The 13,919-nt window shown below is 64.5% G+C and carries 12 protein-coding genes; 4 read left to right on the top strand and 8 right to left on the bottom strand.

Annotated features, from left to right (window positions below; genetic code table 11):
- Position 1: 1 nt before the first annotated feature.
- The 3 genes from AC51GR_RS15770 to AC51GR_RS15760 all read right to left on the bottom strand — a co-directional run bounded on the left by AC51GR_RS15770 (position 2) and on the right by AC51GR_RS15760 (position 3,714).
- Positions 2 to 1,210, bottom strand: coding sequence for an alpha/beta hydrolase family protein (locus AC51GR_RS15770; protein WP_496325578.1), 1,209 nt, complete (start codon positions 1,208 to 1,210; stop codon positions 2 to 4).
- Positions 1,207 to 2,298 (bottom strand): homogentisate 1,2-dioxygenase, encoded by a 1,092-nt coding sequence (locus tag AC51GR_RS15765; protein WP_496325577.1) that lies wholly within the window; start codon positions 2,296 to 2,298, stop codon positions 1,207 to 1,209. The genes AC51GR_RS15770 and AC51GR_RS15765 overlap by 4 nt, the downstream gene beginning before the upstream one ends.
- Positions 2,299 to 2,361: 63 nt before the next feature.
- Positions 2,362 to 3,714 (bottom strand): hydroxysqualene dehydroxylase, encoded by a 1,353-nt coding sequence (locus tag AC51GR_RS15760; RefSeq protein WP_496325576.1) that lies wholly within the window; start codon positions 3,712 to 3,714, stop codon positions 2,362 to 2,364.
- 183 nt (positions 3,715 to 3,897) lie between these two features.
- On the opposite strand from AC51GR_RS15760, the gene AC51GR_RS15755 reads away from it, so the two are divergent.
- The 4 genes from AC51GR_RS15755 (at position 3,898) to AC51GR_RS15740 (ending at position 7,246) form a co-directional block, all read left to right on the top strand.
- Positions 3,898 to 4,389, top strand: coding sequence for a hypothetical protein (locus AC51GR_RS15755; RefSeq protein ID WP_496325575.1), 492 nt, complete (start codon positions 3,898 to 3,900; stop codon positions 4,387 to 4,389).
- A 185-nt stretch (positions 4,390 to 4,574) separates the two neighbouring features.
- A complete protein-coding gene (locus AC51GR_RS15750; RefSeq protein ID WP_496325574.1) occupies positions 4,575 to 5,183 on the top strand; it encodes a DUF6611 family protein in 609 nt (202 codons plus the stop codon).
- Positions 5,184 to 5,224: 41 nt separating this feature from the next.
- Positions 5,225 to 6,241, top strand: a complete 1,017-nt coding sequence (locus AC51GR_RS15745) for a magnesium and cobalt transport protein CorA (RefSeq protein WP_496325573.1) — start codon at positions 5,225 to 5,227, stop codon at positions 6,239 to 6,241.
- A gap of 168 nt (positions 6,242 to 6,409) precedes the next feature.
- Positions 6,410 to 7,246: an alpha/beta hydrolase gene (locus AC51GR_RS15740; protein WP_496325572.1), complete on the top strand. Its 837-nt coding sequence runs from the start codon at positions 6,410 to 6,412 to the stop codon at positions 7,244 to 7,246.
- Between the two features lie 8 nt (positions 7,247 to 7,254).
- On the opposite strand, the gene malQ is transcribed toward AC51GR_RS15740, so the two are convergent.
- The 5 genes from malQ to AC51GR_RS15715 form a co-directional block, all read right to left on the bottom strand.
- Positions 7,255 to 9,381: a 4-alpha-glucanotransferase gene (gene malQ, locus AC51GR_RS15735; protein WP_496325877.1), complete on the bottom strand. Its 2,127-nt coding sequence runs from the start codon at positions 9,379 to 9,381 to the stop codon at positions 7,255 to 7,257.
- A 46-nt stretch (positions 9,382 to 9,427) separates the two neighbouring features.
- Positions 9,428 to 9,823 carry a VOC family protein gene (locus tag AC51GR_RS15730; protein ID WP_496325571.1) on the bottom strand — a complete coding sequence of 132 codons (396 nt, stop codon included), beginning with the start codon at positions 9,821 to 9,823 and terminating at the stop codon, positions 9,428 to 9,430.
- A gap of 367 nt (positions 9,824 to 10,190) precedes the next feature.
- Positions 10,191 to 12,308 (bottom strand): xanthine dehydrogenase family protein molybdopterin-binding subunit, encoded by a 2,118-nt coding sequence (locus AC51GR_RS15725; protein WP_496325570.1) that lies wholly within the window; start codon positions 12,306 to 12,308, stop codon positions 10,191 to 10,193.
- A complete protein-coding gene (locus tag AC51GR_RS15720; protein ID WP_496325569.1) occupies positions 12,305 to 13,303 on the bottom strand; it encodes an FAD binding domain-containing protein in 999 nt (332 codons plus the stop codon). The genes AC51GR_RS15725 and AC51GR_RS15720 overlap by 4 nt, the downstream gene beginning before the upstream one ends.
- Positions 13,300 to 13,875, bottom strand: coding sequence for a (2Fe-2S)-binding protein (locus AC51GR_RS15715; protein WP_496325568.1), 576 nt, complete (start codon positions 13,873 to 13,875; stop codon positions 13,300 to 13,302). Before AC51GR_RS15715 ends, AC51GR_RS15720 begins: the two co-directional genes overlap by 4 nt.
- Between the last annotated feature and the right edge of the window lie 44 nt (positions 13,876 to 13,919).

Raw genomic sequence — 13,919 nt, 5'->3', positions numbered from 1 at the left:
ATCACGCAGGTCCGGACCGTGCTGTGCCGGTGGTTACCCCGGAAAGGTGGTCTGCCCATCCGTGCTCGGTCAGCCAGGTGGTGATCCGTCCGACGGCGTCGGCCAGGTGCGCCTTCATGTGCGGTCCCGAGTAGTAGTGCGTAGCCCCTTTCACCTCATAGATTTCGGCATCGGTGTTGACGAATGCTTCGTGGATGCGCCGGGTGTGACTCGGGGTGCAGGCATCATCGGCGGTGTTCCCGATGACCAGAACCGGCACGGTCACCGCGGGCGCGGAGGTGACCGCGTCGGCATGGGCGTCGTCGAGGCTCCACTGCGACAGCCAGCTCCGTAAAGTGCAGAACCGGGCCAGGCCAACAGGACTCATGTTCACCACCTGGGGATCGCCCAGGTAGCAGACCCCTGGTTCGCGATCATTGGGGTCGACCGTCGGGTCGAGCCAGCGGGGGTCGGCCATGGTGCCGTGGACAACGAACGAGAACTCGTCGACGTCGCGGCCGGCTTCTCGCAATTGATAGAGCTTGGCCTTGACCCACTGGGTGATTCGGCGATTCCTGGCCTCCTGTGCCGCGCGGTAACGAGACAGGAACTCCGAACTGTACGGCGGCTGATTCGGATTCGACGGGTTGTAGAGGTCGAGTTCGGGATCTCGGACCGACGGATCGTGCTCATCGAGGATGGACGCGTCGATCCACTCGGTCAGCGTCTGGTGACGGGACACGTGGGCGGCGAGCAGCATCAGGCCATCGGCCGGCGGCATCGTCAGTGACGTGAGATCGGGTCCATCCCCTGAGGGGGAGGCGGCCACCGTGGGATGTTCGGCCTGGGCCTGGTAGAACGTCGACAGCGATCCGCCCCCGCTCCACCCGGTCAGGACGACATTCCGATAACCCAGAACGTCTTTCGAGTGCCGTACACACGCGGCCAGATCTTCGGTGACCTTCTCCATCAGCAACGCCGTGTCGTTTCCCCGGTACCGGCTGTTGCAGTAGATGACATGGTGACCGGCGCGGGCCAGAGCATTGATCATCGGCAGATACGCGCCACCACCGATCGGGTGCATGAACACCAGGACGGTGTCGGCGTCGGTGTCGTCGCGGAGCAGGTGGCTTTCCAGTGCGACGTTCTCGCCGGTCCCCCCGTAGATGTGCCGCGTGATAGACGTTTCGGGAAACACGACCAGAAACGGGGTGCGGCTGTACGAGCTCATCGTCGTTCCTCGCCGACTGTCCGGATATCGGCGTTGACGGTGAGCGGCCGGTGGACGTCGATGGACATGATCGACCAGTTGACCCGGTCGTAGTCGTCCGACTTTCGGCGCGCCCGTGCCCGGGCGACCTCGGGTGGGCCATGGTGGATGCCCTGGGGCGCATGCGAAATGAGGCCGGTCGGCATGGGGATTCCGAACAGGTCGCCACTGTGGAAGAGGGCCACCTCGTCATAGTCGGCATTGCGGTGATACCACGGGAGACGTTCTGTTCCGGGACGCGATTCGGCCGGACGTGGCAGGAAGTTCAGAACCGCCACCCCCTCTGACTCGAGGAAGATCTGCGCGGTCGCCGGTAGATGCACGCTCTCGGACAAGATCGGGTTGTAGTGGCGGATGTTGAACTTGAACGGGAAGTAGTCGCCCTTCCAACCTTCCACGTCGCAAGGATTGTGGTCGTATTCGAGTTCTCCGGTGGCGTCCCGGCGGACCAGCCGGACGCGCCAGGTGGGTCCGCCGTCGGTCAGGACCTCGGGTTCGGGCACAAAGGCCATCGTCGGATCGAACGGGTGATGCCGTCCCAGGACCCCGGGAGCCGGGACCCGGAACTCCTCCACCGATTCGACGATGAGGATCGCGTGTTCACCGGCGGCGGGCACCTGCCGGTACGTCACCGCTTTGGGTAACAGCACCCAGACCCCGGGCTCGTAGGGAATCTCACCGAACTCGGTCTGGAACACACCGGTACCCCGATGGACGAACATCAGCTCGTCACCACCGACGTTGCGGGTGAAGAAAGGCATCGGGGTGGTGCGCCGGCTCAGGAGGAAGCGGACATCCGGGTTCGAGAACAGGAGCAGCGGTGCGCCTTCGGCGTCGCGGAGATCAGTCGGTTCGAGATCGTCGACCATGACATCTGTGGGCGCGATGGTCCCCGTTGCCCGGTACTGGGTGGGGTCGTTGCGGCGATACAGCTGGGCCTGCCGGCCCACGAAACCATATCGACCGAGTTCGTCGTCTTTGAGGCCGTTGAGGTCGCGATGTACATGATCGGGTGTCGTTCCCTTGCGGAACTGGACAAACGACTCCATCTGCCGAACTCCTTTGCAGTTGCGCGTAGACGCCGCGGTCGGATGACGGCGCGATGGGCGTGATCAGGCCGGGTGGTTCGCGTAGTCCAGAATGACCTCGACCGCGCGCGCCGCACTCTGGCAGGCGCCCTCCATCGTGGTCGTCCAGTCGGTGCGGGTCCAGTCGCCGGCCAGGGCCAATCCGCGCACCGCGGTCCGTTGATCCGGCCGGACGCCAGAGGTACCGGGCCGCTGCGCGAACGTGGATTTCGGCATCCGCACAACGTGGCTGTGAATCACCTCCGCATCGGCGGCGTCCGGGTAGTACCGCCGCAGCATCTCCATCTGGATCTCGGTGATCTCGGAATTGGACCTGTGCCTCAGCTCATATGCCGCCGAGACGGTCGTGGAATAGAAGTGGTTGCGCGACGGATCCCGGCCGTGCATCCGCTGGCGATCCCAGACCTGCTCGAGAACTCCTTCTCCGCCATAGAGGATTTCGCCCCAGTCGGTCATTCCGATCGAACGATCGAGGTACAGATTGACGCTCACGATCGGGACCGGGGTCAAGTGCTCGGTGGCGGCGTAGATCTGCTCGTGACCAGGCACCCGGTCGAGGAGCCCCTTCACATTCCACACCGGGACCGCACAGATCACGGCGTCGGCGGCAATTCGCTCACCGTCGTTGAGGATGACACCGGTAACGGTGTCGTCGACGACATCGACGGACGCGACGATGGCCCGGTTCCGCACCTGGACCCCGTTGTTGGCGAAGACCTTGTGAGCACCATCGATGAACAGGGTGCCGAGGTCGACGGTCGGGTACCCGATCGAGATGGGTGTCCTGGTCTGACGTGCCTGCCGGATCCCGGTGACGAGCAGATCGGCGGGTACCTTCGCCGACGAGATGTCGGGCTTGTCGCCGGTCAGTCCGATCACGATCCCGTCCCACAGTGCAGCGCGTGCCGACTGTGGCATTCCGATCCGCCGGAACCATTCGTCGGCGGTGATGTCGTCGAGCCATGCGGGCTGTCGTAGCGCCTGCCGGATCAAGGTGACCTGCGCACGTGCGGTCCGCAGCCGGTCCACACCGGTGACACCCGGCAGGTCGCCGAGCGCGGTCCGCAATCCGGCGATGCCACCGAATGCCGACCGACGACTGTCACCGCCGGGCATCCGGACGGTCATATGCCCTGGGAAGCAGACTTTCTCGCGGGTACCGACGCTGTCGAGGTACCGCATCAGATACACGTATCCGCTGGCGAAGACATGCTGCCCGTTGTCGGGTACGTCGTCGACGACCGGCAACGGCATCGCTGTCGTTCGACCACCGACCGACCCCCGGCGTTCCAACAGGGTGACCCGATGACCCGCCTCGGAAAGCCATATCGCCGATGCCAATCCGGCCAATCCCCCACCTATGACCACGCAGTGCATGGGGAGAGCGTAACCGTCACCGTTGACCGAAAAGGTGCGTTCAGATGTTCCGGCTCCGCGTGACCGAAATCGGGAGTGCGGCAGGCGAGATCGCATATCGGTTCCGCTGCGCGCACGTTTGGAATTCGTCAATTTTCGCTGCAGTACGGTGACGGGCCCGAAGCTGCGGCGTAATCGTTGACCATGATCACTTCTCGTCAGGTGAGTTCCGGACCGATTGCGTATTTCGGTCGCGACGACAGCCTCAAGCGTGCTTCGCAACGCTTCATGTCGACATCGCAGACACGGGCCGGTTCAATCCGGCCTGACCACGGCTTACCCGGTGTGGTGGTCGTCGACGTGGACCTGGTTGCATCGTCGAGAGTTGTCTTCGGCGTCGACTGGCCGCGCCGCGGCTCGGGGTCGATCGAGCGCGCGGTGGTCAACACCGTCATGCGATGGACCATCGAGCTTGGTGTGGAACGCGTCCTCGTGGCCAGCCTCAAACGCGACAGCATCACCCCCGATCGTCCGTTTCATCAGTGGGTCAGTTCCCTGTCCAAGGGGATCTGGTACGACCACGCGCTCAATGACCTGCCTGCGCCCTCCATTGCCTCGATACTTCTCCCGGCCACCGTCACACCCAGCAGCGCTGCGGAGATGATCAACGACTGGAGGGGTGACTCTGCGGGCTGAACACCTTCGATGATGACCGGGACAGGACCCGAATCGTTCGAAACCCTTGGGCGATAACCAAATTCGACTGGTGACCGAGCGGTCCGGGCGCTTCCGTGCGGAACACGTCAAGATCTACCGTTTGATCGTCAAAGTTACGTCAGGATCGCAGCTCAGCAGCCTGCAGCAGGAGTACAGATGTGGTTATGAATGAAGATTCACGGGGTTCGAACGCACACGACCGATCCGGCGTCGGCCATCCCTCGCCGCTGGACGTTCTGGGACTGGCGCAGGGTTCCGGTCCGGACTGGTGGGCTCGATTGTGGGAGGGTTCCCACCTGTGGGGTGCGTGCGAGAACAGTTACCTCCGCCACGGGATATGGCGGGTGCGGATCACCGTGTATCCGCCCGGCGCATCAGCTGCGGATCGCCGGCGTATCCGGGTCTGGCGCGGCGCGGCGATGTGGAGCGCCGCGGCGTGGCTGCTGGGCTCGGTCGTGCTGCAGGCATCCGGGGTCTCGGCTGTTGTGGCGCTCGTGGTACCCATCGTTGCCGCGGTGGCGGCCGCGCTCGTGTGCAGGCGGTATGTGGGGTCACTACGTCATCGGATCAAGACTGTCGTGGTGCTGACGATGGCGGGATGCACACCAAAAACCGTCCTGAACCGGCGGGACGAACTCGTCGCCATGGCCACGACTATGATCGACGCAGATCGCGCGATGAAGGGCGGCGTCATCGACGCCGTTGAGCACGAACTTGTTTGGCAGCGCATATACGACGAGATCGGCTCGATGCAATGCGCCTTGGCGAAGTGACTGCCCGGTGATCCGGGCAGACGAACGAAATGGGTTTGGGTGTGGCGATCATTGACAACGCCGTCTACGTCGACGGAAAAAGAACCACCAACCCCGAAAGCCTCGATATCACCTATGACGTGACGCAGGCCCGTCACGGGATGTCATGGATCGGCTTGTATCGTCCGGGCCGTGCCGAAATCGACTTGGTAGCAACAGAATTCGATTTGCATCACCTGGCGGTGGACGATGCCATCGCGGCACATCAGCGTCCAAAACTCGAAGGTTACGGCGATCAACTGTTCGTGGTGCTCCGGCCGGCGCGATACGTCGGCCGCGCGGAGCGGGTCGAATTCGGTGAAGTCCACGTCTTCATCGGCCCGGACTTCGTGGTGACCGTCCGCCATGCCGAGTCGCCGGATCTCGCCCGCGTGCGGTTGCGGCTGGAATCGACGCCGGAGCTGTTGTGCCTGGGTACTGCGGCGGTGCTCTACGCAATCATCGATCAGGTTGTCGATGAATACCAGCCGGTTGTCGCCGAACTGCAGGCCGACATCGACGAGATCGAAGATCAGCTGTTCACCGGCCAACCCGAGGTCGCCCGCCGGATCTATGACCTGTCACGGGAAGTCATGGAATTCCAGCGGGCCACCGTTCCGCTGGTGACGATGATCGAGGCACTTCGCGAAGGCACGGAGGAAACCGGCGTCGACATCGAACTGCGCCGCAGGCTTCGTGATGTTCTCGACCACATACTGCGCATCACGGACCGTGCGGAAGCCTTTCGCGCGACCCTGCAGAACGCACTCTCGGTCCACGGGAGCCTTGTGACACAGCAACAGAACGAAGAGATCCGCGCCATGACGCAGGTCAGCATCGAGCAGAACGAACAGGTCAAGCGCATCTCGTCATGGGGCGCGATCTTGTTCGCGCCGACACTCATCGCCGGGATCTACGGCATGAACTTCGAAGTCATGCCCGAATTGGCCTGGGCAGGAGGTTATCCCCTGGCAGTGGTGCTGATGGTGGCTGCATCAGTGGCGCTGTACGTGGTCTTCCGGCGTCAGAAGTGGCTGTGAAAGCCGAGCGGTTTTTCGTTGCAGAAACGATGAATTATGCGCTCTGGGAACAAAACCGTGCACGATCGGCCGGTTGACGTCTTCAACCGGACCGTACCTTTCTGGCAGGTCGGGCACAACGGCCGACTCGGCGCCGTGTGTGTCGACTTCGCGAGAAAGGACCCACCCATGACCGGCCCTGCCGCAACCCCCGACACCATCGTGTTGATCCATGGCCTCTGGATGACCCCACGTAGCTGGGAAGGCTGGGTCGCTCACTATCAGGCCCAGGGCTACAAGGTTCTGACGCCCGCCTACCCGGGGTTCGAGATCGAGGTCGAGGCGCTCCGGGAAAACCCCGATGTGATCGCCGGGCTGACCGTGCCGGAGACTGTGGATCACCTTGCCGCGGTGATCGAGTCGGTCGAAACGCCGCCGATACTCATCGGCCATTCGTTCGGCGGAACGCTCACTCAGCTACTGGTGGCCCGCGGCCTGGGAGCCGCGGCGGTGGTGGTGGACTCCGCACCCACAGAGGGGGTCCGGGTGAACCCGCCGTCCCAGATCAAATCCCTGTTCCCCATCCTGAAGAACCCGGCGAATCGGCACCGGGCGGCCGGCTTCACCCCGAAGCAGTTCCACTATGCCTTCACCAACACCCTGTCGGTGGCGGAGTCACAGGCGGTCTACGACCGCTATCACATTGCCGCACCGGGCAATTGGGTATGGGCGTACGGCCTCACCGCCAACTTCAAGCCGGGACACCAGGAAACCTGGGTCGACTACGGCAAGGATGATCGCGCGCCGCTGCTGTTCATCGCCGGTGGGGCCGACCACATCATGCCCGCCTCGGTGAACAAATCGAATGCCAAGCACTACCACAAGTCGTCGGCCGTGACGGACTTCTACGAGTTCGCAGGCCGCTCACACTGGACATGTGCCGAGCCCGGCTGGGAAGCGGTCGCCGACCATGCCCTCACCTGGGCACTGGAGAAGGCGACTGCTCCCCCGGTGGTGGCCGAATAGCAGCCGGATCACCGGCCGAGCGCACGCACCAACCGGACGACGTGCGGGTTGTCGGCCAGGTCCTCGACCAGGACCGGTTTCCCATCCCCGTCGGCCAGGGGTATCGACCAGTTGGGGTATTGGGTTTCGTCTGTACCGGGCTGATTCTGGATGCGGACCTCTCCCACGGCATCGACCAGCGCGACGCCGAGGAGCATGGACGGGCTGCGGGCGATCAGGGCGTAAAGGCCGTCCACCACCGCCTCGGTGTCGGCGTCGTCGGCGATCAGTCCCCTGGCCCGGGCCATTTCGATGATGGCGTCCCGGTCGCGGGCATCGAGCGCGCGTTCGGTCGCCTCGTCCTGTTCGAGGAGTCCGAGCTCCGCGCGCAATCGGATATGTTCTCCGGCAAGGTATCCCGCGGTCGGTGGCAAGTCGTGGGTATTGACCGAGGTCAGGCACAACCGGCGGTATGACTCTGGCGGTATCGGTGCGTGTTCGCCGTGTTCGAACCACAGGATCGACGTCCCCAGGATTCCACGTTCGCTGAGGTAATCCTGCACAAAAGGTTCGAAGACGCCGAGGTCTTCACCGATGACCACCGCCCCCGCGCGTTGTGCCTCGAGAACCAGGATCCCGATCAAGGCCTCGTGATCGAACCGCACATAGGTGCCGGCCGCAGGCGATGCGCCTGCCGGGATCCACCAGAGCCGGAACAACCCCAGGATGTGATCGATCCGCAGCCCTCCGGCCCGCCTCAGGACCGTCCGGAGCATGTCCCGATAGGGCCGGTAACCCTGGTCGGCAAGACGCCAGGGGTGCCACGGTGGCTGATTCCACAGTTGTCCTTGTTGATTGAAGGCATCAGGCGGAGCGCCCACCGATACGCCGGCGGCGAGCGCATCACCGAGTGCCCACGCGTCTGCACCACCCTGCTGCACACCGACTGCGAGATCGTGGATGATGCCGATCTCCATACCGGCGTCGAGCGCGACCTGTTGGGCAGTGGCCAACTGCTCGTCGCAAATCCACTGCAGCCAGCTGTAGAAGGCGATCCGGTCGGCGAACTTGATGCGGAGGTGTGCCACGCCTTCGGGATCACGAAGCGACTTGCGCCATTTCGGGCCGGCCGCACCGTATTTCTCCACCAGGGCACACCATGTCGCGAACTCGAGGAGGCCCCGACCCTCCTCGGCGAGATACTTGTCGAATTGCCCGCGGCGACGGGGGCTCAGTGGTACCCGGAACACGGATTCGAGGATCCGCAACTTGGCCCGGTAGACGGAATTCCGACGGATCCGGTGAGGGTCCGTGTTCAGCTTCGCGAACTTCGCGGCAAAGGACCGCATCTCGTGATGGGCGTCATCCGGCAACTGCGAGGCTTCCGGGATGTCCTCGACACGAATGTAGATGGGGTTGACGAAGCGTCTGGTGGTCGGAAGGTACGGAGACCTCTCCAACGGCGGCTGCGGCTCGGCGGCATGCAGTGGATTGACGAGAACGTAGTCGGCGCCGTGGACCGATCCGGCGATATGGGCGATGTCGGCGAGGTCGGAGAGATCACCGATCCCCCACGATCGGCGCGAGCGTACCGAATAGAGTTGCGTCGCCAGACCCCACAGCTGGTCATCTGAGAACCGGTCGGTGGTGGTCAGTCGCCGCGGTGTCACAGCGAGCGTGCACTGCGCGTTCGCCGATTCACGCGGGCCGTGATCGGCGCCGACCGCAGCATGCAGCGTGTGCCATCCGGTCGGCAGTCCGGATGGGATGGCGAACGTGGCCCGGCCGACGAGTTGCCCGTCGACGTCTCTCGGATCGACCCAGATGTCGAGTTGAGCGACATCGACCCGATCGCCGTCCTCGGTCTGCACCCACACCCGCACCGGGTCACCATGCGGTACATGGACGCCGACGGTGGCGTCGGAACCTTCGGTCACCACCATCGCCGGTGGCAGCGTCCGCCGCCAGGGACCGAGTTCGAGGTCCGTCAGCGACCGCTCGACCTCGTCCACCGACCCCACCCGGACACCGAGCGCATCGAGGATGTGCTGCAAGGTCTCGGTGGAGACCTCACGGCGGGTCTTGTCCCACCCCTCATACGATGTGGCGACGCCGCACCGTTCGGCCAGATCTCTCAGTTGCTCGACATAGCCCACATTCATGATGCTGCCAGGTTCGGCAAGGTCGCGCTGATCGAGCAACCTACGGTTGACCCGATGTTCGCAGATCCTTACGCAAAGGATGGTCCGCAGGCACCTGGACCACGATGATCGTCGTACCGTCCGGGTCGGCGATGTGCATTTCGATCAGGCCCCATGGTTCGGTCCGCGCCTCGCGCCTGATCTGAACCCCGCGCTCTTCCAATTCGGCCTGCGTTGCGGCGAGATCACGCACCTGAAGCCACAGCACGGTGGTGCTCGGCACCGCGCCGCCCTCGGACAGATGGGCGGCGACCTCGATCAACGTGCCACCTGCGAAGAACACGGTGCCACCCGGATACTCACGAGAGATGGCGAGTCCCAGCTGATCCCGATAGAACGCCAGCGTGGTCTCGGGGTCGGCCGGGCGCAGGATGATTCGGCCACTGAGTACGTCCATACGTCTTGTCTACCGGACGACACGATCCCCGCCGAGCGGGCATCCTCGTCGACCGGGCGAGCAGATGGTAGTTGTGGAGATGTGGTTCCTGTGATGCAGGAACTCGTCACCGAGGATCCGATGGACGCCGAACGGCGCACAACGCGCCGACTTTGTTAGGAGTTCGACTGTGGGACAACCGATACCGGCACCAGAACCACCCCGGCCCGAACCGGGCACCGAGCCTCCGACGCCGCCGCTGCCCGAACCCGAGCCGCCGGTGCCGTCACCGGATCCGGTACCCAGCCCGCCCGGGCCCGACCCGGCAACCCCGGTCCCGGGACCGAAAGTGATCTGACGGTCTCACCCGGTTGCCGGTGCACCGGCATCACCTGCGCAATGACGGGTCGATGAGCTGTTGCAGTTTGTCGGCCCGCACCGGAAGGTCTCTGATGCGGACGCCGGTCGCATGGAAGACGGCGTTGACGATGGCGGCCGACGAGCCGACATTGCCGATCTCGCCGATCCCCTTACTGCCCATGGGGTTGAGGTTGTCGTCGTCCTCTTCGATCCACATCGCCTTGATGTCGCGGACATCGGCGTGCGATGGCACGTGGTAATCCGCCATGCTGTCGTTCAGGAATCCGCCGTAGCGGGCATCGGGTACGCCCTCCTCCATCAGTGCCATACCCAGGCCGAAGGTCATGGCTCCGATGAATTGGGAACGAGCCAGCTGTGGATTCAGTACGCGGCCGACCGCGAACACCCCGAGCATCGCGTCCACCGCAACTTCACCGGTGTCCACGTCGACCGACACGCGTGCGAACTGAGCGCCGAACGCCTCCCGCGGCATCTTCTCACGGGCCTCGACGTCGTCGCTGGTGTCGGCCATGACCTCCAGCGACTCGCGCGGGGAGCCCACCTGGTGCAGGCGGTAGCGCAGCTCGGTGCACGCCTTGTGGACCGCAGATCCCCACGATGACGTGCCCGATGAACCACCTGCGCCGGGCGCGGTCGGAAGTGCGCTGTCGCCGAGGTGCAGACGCACCCGGGCGTAGGGCACTTCCAGGGCGTCGGCAGCGATCTGTGTGAGGACCGTACGGGCGCCTGTTCCGATGTCGGAGGCGGCCACCGAGACGTCGAAGGACCCGTCCGGTCGGGCACAGGCACGAGCGCTACTCGGCGTGGTCAGTGCGGGATAGGAGGCAAGCGCGACGCCGCTGCCGACGAGTTTGCGTCCCACCGACGTGGCCGCCGGCACCGGATTCCGTCGATCCCATCCGAACCGGTCGGCGCCGACTCTCAGCGCCCGCACGACACTGCGCGAGCTGAACGGGACGCCGGTTGCCGGGTCGGACTCGGGTTCGTTTCTGATCCTCAGCTCGATCGGGTCGACGCCGAGTTCGTACGCGAGCTCATCCATCGCACATTCCAGGGCGTGTACACCGGGGCACTCCCCCGGTGCCCGCATCCATCGCGGGGTCGAGACATCCAACGGGGCGACCCGGTGACTGGTGCGACTGTGTTCGGATCCGTACATGTGCCGGGTCGCCTCGGCTGTCTGTTCGACGAACTCGACAATTCGTGACGTCTGCTGAACTGTGTCGTGACAGACCGCTGAGAGTCGACCGTCGGCCTCAGCGGCCAACGCCACCCGGGAGAACGTCGGGGTCCGGTATCCGACAAACCGATAGGTCGCCGAGCGGGGCAACACCACCCGTACCGTTCGCTGCACATGCAACGCGGCCATCGCGGCCAGCACCGCGTTCGGCCGGGTGCTTCCCTTGCCCCCGAAGCCGCCGCCGACATGCTCGGCGATCACGCGGACGTTGTCGGGATCGGTTCCGAAGAGCGTCGCCAGATCGTCGGCCACGCCCGACGGTGCCTGGGTCGAGTCCCAGACCGTCAGTGTTGCCTTGTCTCCGGTCTGTTGCCATCGAGCGATGCTGGCATGCGGTTCCATGGGATTGTTGTGCATCGCCGGTGTCGAGTACCAGTGATCCACCACATGTGCGGCGGCGGAGAGCGCGGTCTCCGGGTCGCCGCGGGTCGCTTCCGCGGGAAACCCTCCGTTGGCCTCCTCCGGGACATAGAGGTCGGGGTGTTCGGCGTGCAGGATGTTGTCGAAGTCGCCGGCCTCGTCGTACTCGATCACCAGCGCTTCGGCGGCGGCGTTGGCCGACTCGGCCGACGTGGCGATCACGGCGGCAACGATCTGGCCACGATAATGGACATCGGCGGACTGCAGGACATGCAGTTCGGCGTCCTCGATACTGCCCAGCCTCGGTGCGTTCTGGTGCCACAGTACGTCGATCACGCCGGGATGCCGCAGTGCGCTGCCGGAGTCCACGTCGATCACCCGCCCCCGGCCGATCGTCGCGCCGACGTGGCAACAATGCGCAATCGCGGTGTCATCCGGGCTGATTCGGTCCGCGGTGTACAGCGCGGCACCACGCACCTTGTCGGCGCCGTCTACTCGGTGGTGTCCCACTCCCAACGCGGTCATTGCGACACCTGGTCGGTGGGAGTCAGTTCGACGAGTGTCTGGGTGGCCACTGCAGTGATCATCGATACCTTGAATGCGTTGTCTGTCAGGGGTTCTGATCCCGCAAGCTCGGCTTCCATCGCCGCTGCGTATTCCGAGCGCACTGCCGGCCGTCCGATCAGCGCCCGCTCGGCGCTGTGAGCACGCCACGGCTTGTGGGCAACACCGCCGAGTGCGATACGCGCGGTGGTGACGTGACCATCTGCGACTTCGAGGACGGCGGCCACGGAGACCAGCGCGAAGGCAAAGGAGGCCCGGTCACGGACTTTTCGGTAGGTCGAGTTACGCGCTGCGGGTAACGGGGGTATGCGCACCGAGACCACGACGTCGTCGCGGTCCAACGTGTTGTCCCTCTCGGGGTGCTCGCCGGGTAGCCGATAGAAGTCTTCGAACGCGACCGAACGGGGTCCGCCGGGACCGACCACATCGAGGTGGGGATCGAGCACGGCCATCGCGACCGCCATGTCGGAAGGATGTGTCGCCACACATTTGTCGGACGCACCGAGGATGGCCATCTCTCGGCCCTCTCCCTGCAGTGCCGAACACCCCGATCCGGGTTCGCGTTTGTTGCAGGCTTTGTGCGCATCCATGAAGTAGGGACATCGCGTGCGCTGGAACAGGTTTCCGCCGGTGGTCGCCATATTCCGGAGCTGACCCGACGCGCCGGCGAGCAGTGCCCTGGACAACACCGGATAGCGCTCGCGAACAACCGGATGGGCGGCGAGTTCACTGTTCCGGGATGTGGCACCGATCCGTAAGAAGCCGGAATCGTCGAGTTCCACACCGTCGAGCGGTAACGCTGTCACGTCGATGAGCGTCGCCGGCGTGCTCACCCCGAGCTTCATCAGATCGACCAGATTGGTGCCACCGGCCAGCAGGCGCGCATCGGGATCGGCGCCGAGTTGTTCTACCGCCGAATCCACGCTGTCGGGCACCACATACTCGAACGTCCTCATGACGCCGTTCCCGGCTCGCGGACCCCGTCGGCAACACTGCGTACCGCGGCCAGGATGTTCACATAGGCGCCGCAGCGACAGATATTGCCACTGAGCCGTTCTCGTATCTCGTTGTCCTCGAGTTCGAGATCCTTGGCGGTGAGATCGTCGGTCGCCGCACTGGGCCAGCCCTTCTTGACCTCGTCCAACATACCCACTGCCGAGCAGATCTGGCCCGGCGTGCAGTATCCGCACTGGAGGGCATCGCAATCGACGAACGCCTTCTGCAGTTCACCGCCGACAGAGGAATCGGACATGCCCTCGATCGTGGTGACCCGGTGGCCCTGCGCCGCGACGGCGAAGACCAGGCAACTGACCACCCGACGATCATCGAGCAAAACGGTGCACGCACCGCACTGCCCGCGGTCGCAACCCTTCTTCGTGCCGGGTGACCAGACACGATCGCGCAACGCATCCAGCAGCGTCGTCCGCGGGTCACACTCGATCGAGGTTTCCGCTCCGTTGATCGTCAGGGTGATGCTCACACCAGGCGGGTCGGAGGAGACGAGATTCGATGGGGGCTGCTCGGCCATGTGTCCGGCATACCCGCGCCCGGACCGGCGCAAACCCCAGCTGC

The organism is Williamsia sp. z71, from assembly GCF_059553375.1.
This window is presented reverse-complemented; position numbering and strand designations above follow the sequence as displayed.

Excerpts from the sequence above, each read along its gene's own strand:
- AC51GR_RS15770 (WP_496325578.1), bottom strand. The coding sequence starts at position 1,210 with ATGAGCTCGTACAGCCGCACCCCGTTTCTGGTCGTGTTTCCCGAAACG.
- AC51GR_RS15765 (WP_496325577.1), bottom strand. The coding sequence starts at position 2,298 with ATGGAGTCGTTTGTCCAGTTCCGCAAGGGAACGACACCCGATCATGTA.
- AC51GR_RS15760 (WP_496325576.1), bottom strand. The coding sequence starts at position 3,714 with ATGCACTGCGTGGTCATAGGTGGGGGATTGGCCGGATTGGCATCGGCG.
- AC51GR_RS15755 (WP_496325575.1), top strand. The coding sequence starts at position 3,898 with ATGATCACTTCTCGTCAGGTGAGTTCCGGACCGATTGCGTATTTCGGT.
- AC51GR_RS15750 (WP_496325574.1), top strand. The coding sequence starts at position 4,575 with ATGAATGAAGATTCACGGGGTTCGAACGCACACGACCGATCCGGCGTC.
- AC51GR_RS15740 (WP_496325572.1), top strand. The coding sequence starts at position 6,410 with ATGACCGGCCCTGCCGCAACCCCCGACACCATCGTGTTGATCCATGGC.
- AC51GR_RS15730 (WP_496325571.1), bottom strand. The coding sequence starts at position 9,823 with ATGGACGTACTCAGTGGCCGAATCATCCTGCGCCCGGCCGACCCCGAG.
- AC51GR_RS15725 (WP_496325570.1), bottom strand. The coding sequence starts at position 12,308 with ATGACCGCGTTGGGAGTGGGACACCACCGAGTAGACGGCGCCGACAAG.
- AC51GR_RS15720 (WP_496325569.1), bottom strand. The coding sequence starts at position 13,303 with ATGAGGACGTTCGAGTATGTGGTGCCCGACAGCGTGGATTCGGCGGTA.
- AC51GR_RS15715 (WP_496325568.1), bottom strand. The coding sequence starts at position 13,875 with ATGGCCGAGCAGCCCCCATCGAATCTCGTCTCCTCCGACCCGCCTGGT.